This window comes from Bradyrhizobium sp. USDA 3311, from assembly GCF_054062495.1.
Genome location: NZ_JBSSFI010000001.1, coordinates 4,178,391 through 4,194,748, shown reverse-complemented (window position 1 = coordinate 4,194,748; position 16,358 = coordinate 4,178,391). Strand labels below are relative to the sequence as shown.

General features: G+C 65.6%; 12 protein-coding genes and 1 pseudogene. 10 read left to right on the top strand and 3 right to left on the bottom strand.

Going from position 1 to position 16,358, the window contains the following annotated elements; all coding sequences use genetic code 11:
* The first annotated feature begins 28 nt into the window (after nucleotides 1-28).
* From ACVWW6_RS19820 to ACVWW6_RS19785, 8 genes are all read left to right on the top strand, one after another.
* Entirely contained in the window at nucleotides 29-1,387 is a 1,359-nt protein-coding gene (locus ACVWW6_RS19820) for a formimidoylglutamate deiminase (RefSeq protein WP_456681298.1), read from the top strand.
* On the top strand, nucleotides 1,384-2,112 hold the full coding sequence (gene hutC, locus ACVWW6_RS19815) for a histidine utilization repressor (protein ID WP_456681297.1): 729 nt from the start codon (nucleotides 1,384-1,386) through the stop codon (nucleotides 2,110-2,112). Before ACVWW6_RS19820 ends, hutC begins: the two co-directional genes overlap by 4 nt.
* Before the next feature lie 110 nt (nucleotides 2,113-2,222).
* Nucleotides 2,223-3,167 (top strand): ABC transporter substrate-binding protein, encoded by a 945-nt coding sequence (locus ACVWW6_RS19810; RefSeq protein ID WP_011088986.1) that lies wholly within the window; start codon nucleotides 2,223-2,225, stop codon nucleotides 3,165-3,167.
* A gap of 71 nt (nucleotides 3,168-3,238) precedes the next feature.
* On the top strand, nucleotides 3,239-4,012 hold the full coding sequence (locus ACVWW6_RS19805; RefSeq protein ID WP_011088987.1) for an ABC transporter permease: 774 nt from the start codon (nucleotides 3,239-3,241) through the stop codon (nucleotides 4,010-4,012).
* Nucleotides 4,009-4,794, top strand: a complete 786-nt coding sequence (locus ACVWW6_RS19800; RefSeq protein ID WP_038966753.1) for an ABC transporter ATP-binding protein — start codon at nucleotides 4,009-4,011, stop codon at nucleotides 4,792-4,794. The genes ACVWW6_RS19805 and ACVWW6_RS19800 overlap by 4 nt, the downstream gene beginning before the upstream one ends.
* Nucleotides 4,787-6,019 carry a hydantoinase/carbamoylase family amidase gene (locus ACVWW6_RS19795; RefSeq protein ID WP_456681296.1) on the top strand — a complete coding sequence of 411 codons (1,233 nt, stop codon included), beginning with the start codon at nucleotides 4,787-4,789 and terminating at the stop codon, nucleotides 6,017-6,019. Before ACVWW6_RS19800 ends, ACVWW6_RS19795 begins: the two co-directional genes overlap by 8 nt.
* Before the next feature lie 15 nt (nucleotides 6,020-6,034).
* Nucleotides 6,035-6,748, top strand: a complete 714-nt coding sequence (locus ACVWW6_RS19790; protein ID WP_110116852.1) for a phosphoribosyltransferase — start codon at nucleotides 6,035-6,037, stop codon at nucleotides 6,746-6,748.
* A 146-nt stretch (nucleotides 6,749-6,894) separates the two neighbouring features.
* Nucleotides 6,895-7,821 carry a catalase family peroxidase gene (locus ACVWW6_RS19785; protein WP_456681295.1) on the top strand — a complete coding sequence of 309 codons (927 nt, stop codon included), beginning with the start codon at nucleotides 6,895-6,897 and terminating at the stop codon, nucleotides 7,819-7,821.
* 19 nt (nucleotides 7,822-7,840) lie between these two features.
* On the opposite strand, the gene ACVWW6_RS19780 is transcribed toward ACVWW6_RS19785, so the two are convergent.
* A complete protein-coding gene (locus ACVWW6_RS19780; RefSeq protein ID WP_028174327.1) occupies nucleotides 7,841-8,773 on the bottom strand; it encodes a helix-turn-helix domain-containing protein in 933 nt (310 codons plus the stop codon).
* A 1,275-nt stretch (nucleotides 8,774-10,048) separates the two neighbouring features.
* On the opposite strand from ACVWW6_RS19780, the gene ACVWW6_RS19775 reads away from it, so the two are divergent.
* Nucleotides 10,049-11,209, top strand: coding sequence for an MFS transporter (locus ACVWW6_RS19775; protein WP_404521520.1), 1,161 nt, complete (start codon nucleotides 10,049-10,051; stop codon nucleotides 11,207-11,209).
* Between the two features lie 2 nt (nucleotides 11,210-11,211).
* Here ACVWW6_RS19775 and ACVWW6_RS19770 read toward each other — a convergent pair whose 3' ends face one another.
* On the bottom strand, nucleotides 11,212-12,201 hold the full coding sequence (locus ACVWW6_RS19770) for a Bug family tripartite tricarboxylate transporter substrate binding protein (protein WP_404521518.1): 990 nt from the start codon (nucleotides 12,199-12,201) through the stop codon (nucleotides 11,212-11,214).
* A 293-nt stretch (nucleotides 12,202-12,494) separates the two neighbouring features.
* Between ACVWW6_RS19770 and ACVWW6_RS19765 the strand changes: the two are divergent.
* Nucleotides 12,495-15,336: pseudogene (locus ACVWW6_RS19765) on the top strand (ATP-binding protein).
* A gap of 45 nt (nucleotides 15,337-15,381) precedes the next feature.
* On the opposite strand, the gene ACVWW6_RS19760 reads toward ACVWW6_RS19765, so the two are convergent.
* On the bottom strand, nucleotides 15,382-16,320 hold the full coding sequence (locus ACVWW6_RS19760; protein WP_011088996.1) for an aldo/keto reductase: 939 nt from the start codon (nucleotides 16,318-16,320) through the stop codon (nucleotides 15,382-15,384).
* Nucleotides 16,321-16,358: the final 38 nt, after the last annotated feature.

Genomic DNA, 16,358 nt, shown 5'->3' with positions numbered 1-16,358 from the left:
GGCGGTTCTGTCCAGCCGGCGTGTAATCATGACCCGACTGCATTTCGCCTCCGCGCTCCTGCCCTCGGGCTGGGCCAATGACGTGCAGGTGGTGATCACCGCCGGCGCGATCGCGGCGGTGACGCCGGGCGTGTCGCCGGCCGCCGGCGACGAGCGCCACGACTTCGCGCTTCCGGGGCTGGCAAGCCTGCACAGCCACGCCTTCCAGCGCGGCATGGCGGGACTTGCGGAACAGCGCGGCGACTCGACCGACACGTTCTGGACCTGGCGCGAGACGATGTACCGCTTCGCGCTGGCGATGACGCCGGACGATGTCGCGGCCGTCGCAACGCTGCTTTATGTCGAGATGCTGGAGCAGGGTTTTACCCGCGTCGGCGAATTCCACTATTTGCATCACGATCGCGACGGCTCGCCCTACGCCGACCTCGCCGAAATGGCCACGCGCATTACGCAGGCTGCCGAAGCGTCGGGTATTGCGCTGACGCTGCTGCCGAGCTTTTATGCACATGGCTCTTTTGGGGGCGCGGCACCACATGCCGGCCAACGCCGCTTCATCTGCTCGGTCGACCGGTTTGCGGCGCTGATGGCTGCCTCGCGCAAAGCGATCGCAACATTGCCAGGGGCCAATATCGGCATCGCGCCGCACAGCTTGCGCGCGGTGGCACCGGACGAGTTCGCGGCGATCATTCCGCTCGCCGACGGCGGCCCTGTGCACATTCATGCCGCAGAGCAGGTGAAGGAAGTCGAGGATTGCCTGGCCTGGTCGAGCCGGCGCCCTGTGCAATGGCTGCTGGAGCACGCACCGGTCGATCAACGCTGGTGCCTCATCCACGCAACCCACACGACGAACGAGGAGGTCACCGCGCTCGCCAGGACAGGCGCGGTTGCCGGACTCTGCCCCATCACCGAAGCGAGCCTCGGCGACGGCATTTTTCCAGCCCGCGAGTTCCTCGACGCCGGCGGCCGGTTCGGCGTCGGCACCGATTCCAACGTGCTGGTCGGTGCCGCCGACGAGCTGCGCCAGCTCGAATATGGCCAGCGGCTCAAGCATCGCCAGCGCAATGTGCTCTCCGGCGGCGCAGGCGCCTCGACCGGACGCACGCTGTTCGATCAAGCCCTCGCCGGCGGCTCGCAGGCACTTGCGCAGCCGACTGCCGGCGTCACTCCGGGGGCGCGCGCCGACATCATCACGCTCGATGCCGCGCATCCGTCGCTCGCGGGACGTCAGGGCGATGCGGCCATCGACGGCTGGATCTTTGCGGCAGGCAGCGGCGCGATTGATTGCGTCTGGGCCGGCGGCGACAAGGTCGTCGAGGGCGGACGGCACCGGCTGCGCCAGGCGGCGCGCGAGCGCTTCAACGCATCGGTGCGGAGGCTGCTCGCATGAGCCTCGCTACTGATGGCGCCGACCAGCCGACGCTCTACAAGCGGATCCGCGCCGACATCAAGAATCGCATCCTGACCGGCGAGTGGCCGCCGGGTCATCGCATTCCGTTCGAGCACGAACTCGTGGCGCGTTACGGCTGCTCGCGCATGACCGTGAACAAGGCGCTGTCGGAACTCGCGCAGGCCGACTTAATCGAACGGCGGCGGCGCGCCGGCTCCTTCGTCCGCCGGCCGCAGCATCAGTCCGCGGTGCTCAAGATCGCCGACATCCGCGCCGAGATCACCGCGCTCGGCCGCGCTTACGGCTACGAGCTGATCCATCGCAAGCTGCGCATGGCGACCGCCGCCGACCGCGACCGTCTTGGCGTGAAGAAGGCCGGCAAGGTGATCGCGATCGCCTGCCGCCACAGCGCCGACAACGTGCCGTTTGCCGTCGAGGACAGGCTGATCGACCTCTCGTCCGTGCCGAATGCCGCGACCGCGGACTTCTCGCGCGAACCGCCTGGCTCGTGGCTGCTTCACCATGTCCCATGGACAGAGGCCGAGCATACAATCAGCGCCATCGTTGCGGACGATCGCGCGGCGCAAGCGCTCGACATCGCCGTCGGCGCGCCCTGCCTCGTGATCGACCGCTACACCTGGCGCAGTACGCGCACGATCACCGCCGTGCGGCTGCTCTATCCCGGTGACTCCCACCGCCTTGTCGCCCGATTCAAGGGAGGCTGAGAGACCAATGTCGGCACAATTCGTGCAACGCTTCGGGCAAAGGTCCGCATGGACCGACACGAACAGATCAACAGGACGTCAATCCATCGATCGGCAAGAGGACGACAATCATGCGTAGTTCAAAGGTATTTGCGACAATCATTGCCCTCGCGGCCTCCACTCCGGTGCTCGCCGACGACGTCAAGGTGGGCGTCGGCATCTCCGGGTGGACCGGCTTCGCGCCGCTGACGCTGGCGAAGGAAGCCGGCATCTTCAAGAAGAACGGCCTCGACGTCACGATCAAGAAGATCCCGCAGAAGGACCGCCATCTTGCGATTGCTTCCGGCGACATCCAGTGCGCGGCAACCACGGTCGAGACCTGGATCTCCTGGAACGCCAACGGCGTCGCCACCAAGCAGATCTTCCAGCTCGACAAGAGCTATGGCGCCGACGGCATGGCCGTGCGCAACGACATCGCCGCGATCAAGGATCTGAAGGGCAAGACGGTTGCGGCCTCCGCGCCGGGCACCTCGCCGTATTTTGCGCTGGCCTGGATGCTCAAGAAGAACGGCCTCACCACGAAGGACGTGACCGTGGTGAATCTCGAGCCCGCCGCGGCCGCGCAGGCCTTCGTCTCCGGCCAGAACGACGCCGCCATGACCTACGAGCCGTATCTGTCGACCGTGCGCGCCGCGCCCGACAAGGGCAAGATCATCGCCACCACGCTGGATTATCCGATCGTGATGGACACGTTTGGCTGCACGCCGAAATTCCTGAGCGAGAATCCGAAGGCGGCGCAGGCGCTCGCCAACAGCTATTTCGAGGCGCTCGACTTGATCGCCAAGGACCAGGCCAAGGCCTATGAGATCATGGGCGCGGACGTGAAGCAGACCGGCGAGCAGTTCGGCAACTCGGCGAAATATCTGCGCTGGCAGGACAAGGCCGCGAACCAGAAGTTCTTCGCGGGCGATTTCCTGACCTTCAACAAGGACGCCGCCGAGCTCCTGCTCGAGATCGGCATCATCAAGGCCGCGCCGAAGGTCGAGGACCTCTACGACGCGAGCTTCATCAAGTAGACTTCTGCAAGCTGCCGGTTCCGCCAGGAGGCGGAGCCGGCGCGTGATCGATTATTCGGATAGACAGTTTGATGCGTCCCCTGGATCCCGTGACATCGAGGCAGCGTGTGGCCTTTGGCCTCGCTTTCTTCGTGCTGTTCGTTGCCCTCTGGTCCTGGGCGACCTTCGGCGGCCATGTGTCGAAGACCTTCCTCGCCAACCCGCTGACCATGGTGCAGGAAGGTTTTGACCTGCTGACGAAGCAAGGCTTCATGTTCGACATCGGCATGACGATCTGGCGCGTCGTCGGCGGCTTCGCGCTCGCCGCGATCATCGCGGTGCCGTTCGGCGTGCTGATGGGTGCCTACAAGCCGGTCGAGGCCTTTCTCGAACCGTTCGTCTCCTTTGCACGCTACCTGCCCGCCTCCGCCTTCATCCCGCTCTTGATCCTGTGGGCCGGCATCGGCGAGCTGCAAAAGCTGCTCGTCATCTTCATCGGCTCGGTGTTCCAGGTCATCCTGATGGTGGCGGTGACCGTCGGCGCGACGCGGCGCGATCTGGTCGAGGCGGCCTATACGCTCGGGGCCAGCGACCGCGGCATCATCCGCCGTGTGCTGCTGCCCTCCTCCGCGCCGGAGATCGCCGAGATCCTGCGGCTGGTGCTGGGCTGGGCCTGGACCTATGTCATCGTCGCCGAGCTGATCGGCTCGTCCTCCGGTATCGGCCATATGATCACCGACAGCCAGGCGCTGCTCAACACCGGCCAGATCATCTTCGGCATCATCGTGATCGGGCTGATCGGCCTCGTCTCCGACTTCCTGTTCAAGGCGTTCAACGCCTGGCTGTTTCCGTGGAAGCTCGCATGACGACGCTGAAGATCGAACAGGTCTCACGGACCTTCCCCGCGCGCCACGGAAATGCGCCGACCAGGGCGCTGGAGCCGACCGACCTCATCATCGGCAACAACGACTTCGTCACCATCCTCGGCCCCTCCGGCTGCGGCAAGTCCACGCTGCTTCGTATCGTCGCCGGCCTCGACCGCCCGACCGGCGGGCGCGTCACGCTCGACGGGCGCGAGGTGACGGGCCCGGGGGCGGATCGCGGCATGGTGTTCCAGTCCTACACGCTGTTTCCCTGGCTGACCGTGCGCGAGAACATCGCCTTCGGCCTGCGCGAGCGCGGCGTGTCGCAGGACGAACGGTACAAGATCGCCGACGCCTTCATCCGCCAGGTCGGATTGTCCGGCTTCGAGAACCATTGGCCCAAGCAGCTCTCCGGCGGCATGCAGCAGCGCACGGCAATCGCCCGCGCGCTTGCCAATGATCCAAAGATTCTGCTGCTCGACGAGCCCTTCGGCGCGCTCGACAACCAGACTCGCGCCTTGATGCAGGAAATGCTGCTCGGGATCTGGGAGCGCGACCAGAAGACCGTGCTGTTCGTGACCCACGACATCGAGGAGGCGATCTTCCTCGGCAGCCGCGTCATCGTCATGAGCGCACGCCCCGGCCGCATCAAGGCCGAGATTGCCATAGACCTGCCGCATCCGCGTTCCTACAAGATCAAGACCACGCCGGAATTCGTCCAGCTCAAGGAACGGCTGGTCGAGGAAATCCGCACCGAGGCGTTGAAGGTTGCCGAACATGCCTGACAATGGTCCTTCCTTCGACGGCGCACGCGTTCTCGCCGACCTCAATGCGCTGCGCGCCATCGGCGCCTACAAGACCGGCGTGCACAAGCCGACCTTCTCCGAACCGCACAAGCAATCGCTGGAATGGCTGGTTCAGAAGCTGCCCGACGCGGGTCTCTCCGCCGCGATTGACGGCATCGGCAATGTGTTCGGGACGAGCACCAAGCCCGGCCCAAAGCTTCTGGCGGGCTCGCACCTGGAAAGCCAGAACTACGCCGGCTGGCTCGATGGTCCGCTCGGTGTCGTCTACGCGCTCGAGGCCGCGCGGGTGCTCAATGCCGATCCCTCCGTGAACGGCGCGGTCGAAGTCGCCGCCTGGTGCGACGAGGAAGGACATTTTGGCAGCTTCCTCGGCTCGCGCTCCTATCTGGGGCAAGTCACCGAGGCCGACATCGACGCCGCGCGCGACCGCACCAACGGACAGCCCATGCGCGATGCGCTTGCCGACATGGGGCTCGCGGGACGCTCGCGCATCACCGCCGAGAAGGGGCGGCACGTCGGATATCTGGAGGCGCATATCGAGCAGGGCGATACGCTCGAGAGCGGACAGCTCGCGGTCGGCGTCGTGACCTCGATCGTCGGCATCTGGCAATACCGGATCAACTTTGTCGGCGAGCAGAACCACGCCGGTACCACCCGCATGGCTGCGCGCAAGGACGCCGGCCTTGCGCTGGCCAAATTCTGCGTCGCGATCGACGAGCGCTTCCCGGCCGCGTGCGGTCCGCGCACGGTCTGGACCACGGGCCGCATCACGCTCGATCCGGGCGCGCCGAGCATCATTCCGGGTGGCGCCGAAATGCTGTTCCAGATCCGCGACGACAACCCGGCGGTCATCGCGCGCCTGGAGGAATTGCTGAAGGCCATGTCGGACGAGGTCAACGCCAGCGGCCCCTGCAGCGTCACCGTGGAGAAGATTCGCACCGGTGCTCCCGCCTTGATGGACTCCGGCTTTCAGGACGCGATCGATGCCGCGAGCAAGGCTGTCGCCGGCGGACGATCCATCCGCATGCCCAGCGGCGCCGGCCACGACGCGCAGATGCTTGCGACCATCATGCCCGCGGGGATGCTGTTCGTGCCGTCGATCGGCGGCATCAGCCATCACTGGACCGAGAACACCGCGGACGCCGACATCGTCACGGGCGCGCAGGTCTTCGTCGACGCCTGCCGGCGAATCCTCGGTGGTTAGGCCTCTGATGCCGGCATGAGCGCAAGCGAGACTTATACCGAGGCGACGACCGGCTACTGGCAGGAGCTGACGCCGGAGGTTCCCTTGCGTTTCCCGGCTACGCCACCTTATCGCTTGGGCTATCCCGCGACACTCCCCTGCGGCCGTATCCTGGTTCTGCCGCTGCGCCAACTGCCCGATGGCAACCGCGCCGTCGCATCGCTGATCGCCAATCAGGCCTCACATCTCGTTGTCGCCGCGCTCGCCGACCACATGGCGACGCAGGCGCGCGCATTCGATGCCGAGATCATCGTCGGACTGCCGACCCTTGGTCTTGCCTTCGCATCGCTGGTCGCCGAACGGCTGGGACAGACGCGCTATGTCCCGCTCGGCTATTCCCGTAAATTCTGGTACGACGACGCGTTATCCGAGCCCGTCAGTTCGATCACCAGCCCCGACGCCGGGAAAAAGCTGCGCCTCGATCCGAACCTGCTGCCCCTGCTCGAAGGCCGCCGCGTCGTGCTGGTCGATGATGCGATCTCGACCGGCGCGACCGCGATCGCCGCCGTACGCCTGCTGCAGAAGGCCGGCGCCGAGATTGCCGGCATGGTCGTTGCGATGAAGCAGACCAATCGCTGGCATGCCTCGACCACGGCCCTTCCGGTTCGCGCAGTCTTCGGGTGCCCGCTCTTCCAACGTGGCGACGGCGGCTGGATACCGCTCGCGGAGACGCAACCCAACATTCCCTGATGGGTCAGGCGATTGCGAGCATCGGCTATGTTGGCCGGCCCGAGGCACCTGTCTTGAGCAGGATTGGGCAAAACCCGACCGCTTTGGGAAAGATCGCGGGTCCGCATCGCGGCTAGAATCTGGCTCGCACACGCGAGAGATCCGTCATGGCCGAGAGCCCGAACGATGCCGCAACGCCCGCCTCCATCGTCGAGGCCCTGAAGGCCGTCGCCGGCAATCCGCCGAAGGTCCGCGCCAGCTTCGCCAAGGGCTGGTGCGTTCGGGGTACCTACACCCCGTCGGACCGCGCGGAGGAGATTACGCGATCGCGGAGCTTCACTAGGCCATCGCGTGTGCTGGCGCGCTTCTCGGTCGGCGGCGGCAATCCCAACGTCGCGGATACCAACAACCTCGTGCTGCGCGGCTTCAGCTTCAGGCTCGGCGACGAGGATCATCGATCCGACATTCTCGTGGAAAGCGCGCCGGTGCATTTTGCACGAACGCTGGACCAGATGCTGGCCTTTCTCAAGGCGCGTATCCCGGGACCCGATGGCAAGCCGGACATGGCGAAAGTGAAAGCGTTCTCGGCGGCCAATCCCGAGACGCTGAACCAGGCGAATTACATCGCCGCGCGTGCGTTGCCCGGAAGCTTTGCCGGCACGACCTATTGGGGCGTCCATGCCTTTCCGGCAACAAACGAACAAGGCGAGACCCGCTTCATCAAGTTCAAGGTCGTCCCGGCCCGCGGCGAGATCACGCTGAGCGAGGACGAAGCCAGGACGAAGCCGGCCGACTTCCTGCACGACGACCTCGGCACGCGGATCGCTGCGGGCAATGTCCGCTTCAACGTGATGGCGCTGCTCGACCGCCCCGGCGACCCGACCATGGATGTCACCATACGCTGGCCGGACGAGGATCAACGCGACGAGGTGCGCCTGGGCACGATCGTGATCACGGGCTTCGAGCCGGATCAGGCCTGCGACGTCACCATCTTCAATCCGGCCAATCTCGCCGAGGGCATCGGTCACCCGCCGGACGAAATCTTTGCGGCGCGGCGCGCCGCCTACATGATCTCGCTCGCGAAGCGCCGCTGAGGACGGAAGGCGTCCGGATTCACGTCTCGCCGTTCGATGCACCGAGCATCTCGCGGCGCCACGCTGCCGGGCTGACGCCGACGATCGAGGAGAACACGCGCGTGAAGTGACTCTGGTTGGCAAACCCGGCCGAGATCGCGATCTCCGACAGCGGCAGGTCGCGGACGCTCATCAACTGCTTGGCGGCCTTCACGCGCTGCTGAAGCAGCCATTGGTGCGGCGGCACACCGACCGAGATTCGAAACGCGCGGGAGAAATGGCTGACCGAAAGGTCGAGCTCGGCCGCGATCCTCTGCAGCGAGAGCTTGCCGCCGAGATCCGATTCGAGCCTCTCGCAGGCGCGTTTCGCCTGCCACGGCGCGAGACCGCCGCGCGCAAGCCCGGACGTGCGCTGGAGCCCGCCATAGGTCTGGGCGACATGGGCGGTCAGCCCGAGCATCATGTGATCGATGAAAAGCTGATTGGCCTCGTCCGGCCGGCGCAGGCCCTCCTGCAGCGACGCGCCGATGTGGCGGACGATTCGGTCGTCATGGCCAACACCGATCTGACAGTCGAGCTCGTCAACCCGCGGCGCGTTGCACTGTTCGGCGATGCTGTCGAGCGCCGAACGTGGAATGTAGAAGAACAGGGAGTGGAACGGCTTGTCGATCACGTAGCGCGGATCGCACTTGAGGTCGTACAAATAGGTCGTACCCGCATGGACGTCCGCGGTCATGATGCATTTGCCGCGCTCCCAGAGCTCGCAATCCGGGTAGTCGTGAAGCTTCAGGCTGACGAGAAAGGCATCTTCGGCGGCGAGCGATCCGGACAGGCCGGGCACCGGGTTGTCATTCCGGGTTTCGGTCACCGCGAGCTCGGCGCTACGCAGCGAGCGCGTAACCAGCGAGGGCGGCGCATCCTTCAAACGCAGGAACTGCCCTAGCCTCTGTCCGTAGGCGCCTGCCTGTGTCATCGGGTCAGTCCTTCCGCGGGTCCAAGTGCAGGCCACAGCGCCCCGCAATTTGCGGAAGGTATTATCGGACATCCGCCGCAGGCTGTCCACGCGCGCACGAGGCGAACAGCTCTCGCCCGACACTTTCACATCGGCGCAACAGGACGATTTGGCAGCAACTTCAATGCGGTTTTGACGTTCCCTCTCCATCCGGAAGCTGATCACGCGTTTTCACAAATGCACGACAAAATGCCACGACGTCCCGTGCAGGTGTCGCAGCGCTGGAACGAGGTGCCGACACCGAACCTGAACTCCTGGACGTTGTCGTATTTGCCCATGGTCAGCGGAGTATCAGACTTGCCGGTCGTCATTCCCCGCGAAGGCGGGGAATCCAGTACGCCGCAGCTTCTCGGCTCCATCACAACCGCCTCTGGAATACTGGATCGCCCGCCTTCGCGGGCGAGGACAGCGAGCGTGTGGTCGCAGACACGCCTTCGCATCCTCGCGGCGTAATTCGCCCGAGCTTTGCTTCGTCGCTTCACCCTCTTAGGCCAAGAGGGCGCAGGGAAGGCCGGGTGCTGATCTAGCACCCGCGGTCCGCTGCGCGAAAAGCACACGCAGGAAGAACCGCACAGCAGCATACAGGTGTAGCCAATCACTCGGCCTTCCCTGCGCAGTGGTTGGACGGCTTATGCCGTGCTCTCCCGGGAGCCGAGTTCGTTCTGGCCTCCCTCGCTCTCGCGAAAGTCGCCGGCGCCGCGCCGGTTGGCGCGACGGCCGCATTCGCAGGAGCTTGACCGTAGCAACGACGGCCAGGACCACACGGTTTTGCCGTACGCACGGCCCGCCATTTCGCCGCAGTTTTCCCAGCCCTGTCGACGGAGCCGGAAACTTACAGGCGAGACGAACCTGACAGCGTCGCTCATCCAGCACGAAGTCCTGGGCTCACGGAGAGCAATCCGCCCTGCCCTTAACTCTCGCGCCCGACGCTGCCGCGTCCACCGCAAGCCCGGCTCGCGAAACGTGACGACACAAGATCGCCCCTCAAGGTTGAGCCGGGATGGGCGACACATACGACAAATCCGAATTTCGGCAAAGTGGAATATATTTGCGAGGAGGGATTGACGAGGCGGCGAAACAGGGGCGGTGTTTTGCCCGACAGGCAATCCGCCGGCGCCGAGATGCTCCGCAACATCTGGGAACTGCTGCGACAAATCGGGCACATCAGGACATAAAGTCGCGGTAATCGTCGGGCTTGTCGACCGCGCCCTCCTTGCCTCTGCTTCCCGAGTTCTCATGCTTTCTGCCGACCGGCCGGCGACACGGCTTGCGACGCGACTTGCCTTCCTCGTCGCGGGCTTCGGCATCGCGTGCTGGGCGCCTCTGGTGCCGTTTGCGAAAGCACGGCTCGGCGTCGACGACGGCGTTCTCGGACTGCTGCTGCTCAGCCTCGGCATCGGCTCGGTCGTCGCAATGCTTCTGACCGGAATCATGAGCGCGCGTTACGGCAGCAGGCCGATCATCATCGCCGGCGGACTCGGTCTGGCGCTGGTCCTGCCTCTGCTGGCCATCGCAAGCTCGCCGGCAACGCTGGCACTGGCGCTGCTCGCCTTCGGCGCCGCGCTCGGCTCCATCGACGTCGCCATGAACATCCATGCGGTGGAGGTGGAGCGCGCAGCGAAACGTCCGCTGATGTCCGGCTTCCACGCGCTGTTCAGCATCGGCGGCTTCGCCGGATCAGCGCTGATGACCGCGCTGCTCTCCCTGCAACTCGGCGCGCTCGCCTGCACGCTGATTTGCTCCGTCCTGATGCTGATTGCGATGCTTGTGACCTGGTCGCGCCTGCTTCGCTCAGTGCAGGTGCAGGACGGACCGCTGTTCGTGCTGCCGCACGGCTCCGTGCTTCTGCTCGCGCTGCTCGGCGCCATCACCTTCCTGGTCGAAGGCGCGATGCTCGATTGGGGCGCACTGCTCGTCATCGGCGCCGACCTCGTCTCCGAGGCGCAAGGCGGGATCGGCTACATCGTGTTCTCGATCGCGATGACGATGGGGCGACTCGGCGGCGACGCCGTCGTTGCGCGCATCGGGGATCGCACCACCCTGTTCTGGGGGAGCATCATTGCGGTCGCGGGCTTTGCGGTGCTGCTCACGGCTCCGGTTGCGGCGGTCGCCATAGTCGGCTTCCTGCTCATCGGCCTCGGCGCCTCGAACCTCGTGCCGGTGCTGTTCCGCCGGGCAGCCCGGCAGACGGTGATGCCCACGGGGCTCGCCGTCGCGGCGATCACGACCGCGGGCTACGCCGGCATCCTCGTTGGTCCCGCCGGCGTCGGCTTCGTCGCACGACTTGGCGGATTGCCGACGGCGTTCTGGCTGCTGGCTGTGCTGATGGGACTGGTCACGCTGTCGGCGCGCATCGTCGCGACGGAGCAGCGCGAGGTATCACCTGCCGACGCGTGAGCTCATGACTTGCTCAATCCAATCGATCTGATCACGGGCGCCAGGCTTGCCGTTGTCGCATCGATAATGCGCTGGAATTTGTCCGGACTTGAATCGCTGTCCGGCTCCATGCCCTGGGCACGGTAGCTCGCCTGAAGCGCCGGATCGGCCATGGCGAGGCGCGTCGTCTGCGCGATCCGATCGATGATCGCATCATCGGTGAGTTTGGGAGCAAAGATGCCGAACCAGCCCTCATATCTGAGATCCGGCATGCCGGATTCGACGGCGGTCGGAATATCAGGTGCGCCGCTCAGCCGCTTTTCGGTCGTGACCGCAAGCAGCCGGATCTTTCCGGCCCGGCTCAGCTGCTGCAATTGAACCGACATGACGCCGATGACGAGCGAGATCTGGCCGCTGACGAGGTCGTTGGTCGCCTGCGCGATACCCCGATAGGGAACGTGGACAATGTCCAGTCCGCCCGCCTGCTGCTTGAACGATTCCCCGACGAGATGATTGCCGGTGGCGATCCCGGGCGTCCCGTAGGACAGCTTGCCCGGATTGGCCTTCGCGTAGGCGATCAGTTCGCGCAAATTTGCGGCAGGCACCGACGGATGGACGGCGAAAACCAGCGCACTGTTGATCAGGCGATAGATGGCCCGGAAATCGCCGACGGAATAACCGGGATTTGACGAGGTCAGGGGAATGATGACCTGCGTACTGCCATTGCCGAGCAGCAGCGAATAGCCGTCGGGCTCCTCGCGCGCGACCGCTGCGGTTCCGATCGCGCCACCGGCGCCGCCGATGTACTCGACGAAAGTCGGCCCGAGCAGCGCCGACATCTTGTCCACCCAGGGGCGCCCGATCTGATCGCCCGCTCCGCCGGCTCCATACGGAAGCACGAGGCGAATGGGACGAGACGGATAATCGGCGGTTTGCCCGCTGCGCGGGATGGCGGCGAGCGCCGCCGCGCCCGATAACGCATGAACGACCTGTCGCCGCGAGTAGGAGGGCATGTCTCAATTCCGGAAGCGGTAGTCACTGTCGAGGCGGGACCGGCTCCCGAACCAAGCAATCGCAGCAATCCGCGACCGCCGTCAATGCTCCGCCCGGACAAGTCCCGGCGCGGTCACCATGGGACGGCGACCTAACCCCTTACGTTCTAAGTCTTATTCCGGCGAGCCGGTGGCGACCCAAGCGATCTGCGCAGATCTGCCAGCCATGCTGCTTTCGGACAGTTTACTGTACGCCTCGTTCTGCTAGACCAAAAAGTAATACCTTTTGACTCCCGTCGTGGGGGCAATGGCGCGTGCCAGAGCATAACGAAGACTCGGCCATTTCATTTGGGCCATTTCGGTTGTTTCCAAAGTCACGGCTCTTGGAGAAGGAGGGCTCGCCGCTTCATGTCGGCGGCCGCGCGCTCGATATCCTCATCTTCCTGGCCGGGCGCCCCGGTGAAGTCGTCGACAAGAGAGAGCTGGTCAAGCGCATCTGGGCCGACGTCAATGTCGACGAGGGCAGCCTGCGCTTCCATGTCGCAGCGCTGCGCAAGGCGCTCGGCGATACCGGCAAGTCGGCCCGTTATGTCGTCAATGTGCCCGGCCGCGGCTATTGCTTCGTCGCGTCGCTCGCTCAAGCGGCCCCTCCAGTCGCGCCGGTCTCCCTCGACATCGTTCCTCCGCGCTCCCTGCCCGTTCAGCTCGCGAAGATGGTCGGACGAGAGGAGGTCATCGAAAAGATCTCGAACGGACTGTCGCTCTATCGCTTCATGACCGTGGTCGGCCCGGGCGGGATCGGCAAGACCGCGGTCGCCGTCACCGTCGGGCATCGGCGTTCCCAGGATTTCGGCGGCCGCGTCTTCTTCGTCGACTTCGGCCCGCTGCGGGATGCCAGCCACATTGCAACCACCATCGCCTCCGCGCTCGGGCTGACCATCAGCGCGGAGGATCCGACGCCGGCCCTGCTGACATTTCTCAAGGCCGGCCCGGCCCTGCTGATCTTCGACAGCTGCGAACACGTGCTGGACAACCTGGCCCCCGCTCGTCGAGCGCATCGTTCGCGAAGCGCCGCAGCTTCGTGTTCTCGCGACCAGCCGCGAGTCGTTCCGGAGCGAAGGCGAGCGGATCTTCCGGCTGTTCCCGCTGGATTGTCCGCCGGAACGGGAAGACCTGGGTGTCGCCGAGGTCCTCACCTACCCCGCGGCCCAACTCTTCATCGAGCGCATTGCCCAGAGCTCGGGTCCGTTCCAGCTCAGCGCGGAAGAGGCCCCGCTCGTCGCGAGCATCTGCCGGCGCCTCGACGGCATTGCGCTGGCCATCGAGCTCGCGGCGGGCCGCGTCAATGCGTATGGCATCGCAGGCACGGCTTCCCTGCTCGACAGCCGTTTTTCGCTGCAATGGCGCGGACGACGCACGGCCGTGCCGCGGCACCAGACGCTCGCCGCGGCCCTCGACTGGAGCTACGACCTGTTGCCCGCGGCTGAGAGTGCCACCTTGCGGCGACTGTCGGTGTTCGCCGGGCCCTTCGCGCCGGAGGCGGCCGCCACGGTCGCGGCCGGCGACGGCGTCAGCGCATCGGAAACCCTCGAAGCGATCGACAGCCTGGTCACCAAATCGCTGATCTCCCCGTCGGGCTCGCGGACGCTGCGTTATCGCCTGCTCGACACCACGCGCACCTACGCGCATGGAAAGCTCAACGAGCTCGGTGAAACCAGGCAGTTCGCGCGGCGCCACGCGGAGCATTTTCGCGATTTCTTCGAGCGGGCCGAGGCCGACACGTCGACGCCGCTGCCCGAGTGGCTGCACGTGTATGGCGCGGAGCTGGACAATGTGCGCTCCGCGCTGGACTGGGCCTTCGGGCCCGACGGCGATCCCGCGCTGGGAATCGCGCTGACGGCGGCCGCAGTCACGCTGTGGGTGCGGCTTTCGCTGTTCGCCGAATGCCGCGAGCGCTGCAGAACGGCACTGGCAGCGCTCGGAGACAGCGGCGGTGACGGCCGCGTCCGCATGCAGCTCCTGTCGGCACTCGGCTGGTCGCTGATGTATGGCGAGGGCCGTGCGCGCGAGGCGCGCCCGATCCTCGAGACCACCCTCGAGATCGCCGACAGGCTCGACGACAAGGATTTCCGCCTGCGCGCGCTCTGGGGCCTGTGCATCGACCAGTTCAACAACGGACAGTTCGGCAAGGCCCGCGCACTCGCCGACCGTTTTGCGAACGCGGCGGCGAATTCTCCCGACAAGTCCGATGTCCTGCTGGGCGACCGGCTGATGGCCGTCGCGCTGCATTATCTCGGTGACCAGAACGACGCGCGGCTGTGCATCGACCGGGTGAACGCGTCGCTGCATGTGCTGGCGGAGAAGCCGAAGATATTCCCGCTCGACCTCAGGATATCGACGCAATATTTCCGGGCCCGCATCCTGTGGCTGCAAGGCCTCGCCGACCAGGCCCAGGCGCTGGCCGCGCGAACCATCGAGGAAGGCCTCGCCAACGGCCACGCGCTGACCTTCTGCAGCGTGCTGGGACAGGCGGCCTGCCCGATCGCCTTCTGGGCCGGCGATTTCGCCGCCGCGGAACGCCACGGCGCCGAGCTGCTCGAACACACCGAGCGACACGCGATCCGGCTGTGGGGCCTGTGGGCACGCGCCTTCAACGCGGCAGTCGTTGCCAAGCGCGGCGACGTCGCGACCGGCCTGCCGCTGCTGCGCGAAGAGCTCAACCGCGCCGGCGATGCGCGCTTCCTGCCGCGCTTTCTTCCTCTGCTCGGTGAACTCGCCGCGTGTTTCGGCGAGGCCGACCAGACCGATCGCGGCCTGGAGATGATCGAGGACATATTGGCGCGTTGCAACGACCGCCAGGAGCGCTGGTATCTGCCGGAGCTGACGCGCATCAAGGCCGAATTGATGCTCAAGCAGACCAAGGGCCTGCCCGCCGCCGAAGCGGCTTTTCGCGAGGCCATGGACATCGCGACGCACCAGGGCGCACGATCGTGGGAGCTGAGATGCGCCATCGGCCTCGCGCGGTTCAGACTGGGACAAGGCCGCGATGCAGAGGCGCTGGAGGTTCTGGAAACCGTTTGCCGGCCGCTGACCGAGGGATCCCGCACCGCCGACATGCGCGAGGCCCGAGGCCTGATCGCGCAGCTCCGGAACTGAGGCAGCGCTGCTCGGCCGTCGAGCGATCGCTCCGCACTGCCCGGTTCATCGGGCCCTTGGAATAAATCCGGGCACGCCAGTCTCCACCACTGCGTTGAACCTGACGTTCGTCGTGATCCCGTCTCGTATCTCCCGCATCGCATCCTCGGGCAGAGCCGAGATGTCAAAATTCTCCCGGATTCGCGCGGGATTGGTCGAGGTCGTCAGGAACGCCGTGCCGCGCTGGACGGCCCACGCCAGGCAAACCTGAGCCGGTGTCTTCTGCACGCGCCGCGCGATGGCTGTGATCACGGGATCCTCCAGCACGCGCGGCTCCATGGCATGTCCCAACGCCGCGAACGCCTGGAGCACGATGCCATGCTCGCGACAGAAGTCGAGCAGGTCCCATTCGGGAAGATACGGATGCGATTCGACCTGCACCATGGCAGGCCTGATCCGCGCGACGGCAACGATCTCGCGCAGCTTCTCCAGGGTAATGTCCGACAGGCCGATCGACTTGCAGTGCCCCTCGTCAACGAGGCGCTCCAGCGCGTGCCACGTCTCCACCAATGTAACGCCGGAATCATAGATGACCCGACCGCTTGCGTCGCGCGGATCCTGCTCGTCACCGGGCTGAAAGGCAAAGGGCGTATGGATGATGTAGCAGTCGATCTCGTCGAGTTGCAGCCGTCGGCGGCTGGCGTCGAAGGCAGGCTTGACCCGCTCCGGCCGATGATTGGTGTTCCATAGCTTCGTCGTCACGAACAGCTCCTCGCGCCGGAGCTTCCCGGCCTTGAAGGCGTCCTGCATCGCATCGCCGACCGCCGCTTCGTTGCGATAGCGCTCCGCACAATCGAGATGTCGAAATCCGGCCTCCAATGCGGCCCTGATGGCCTGCCTGGTCACGAGCGGATCCGGAATGAGCGTGCCAAATCCCACTGCCGGAATCGTCACGGACTCATGAGTTGGAATCCTCGTGTCACGAAGCGAATCGGAGGTCGTCATGGTGATACTCCCTTGTTGTCTGCTCGCCGCCCTAGCGG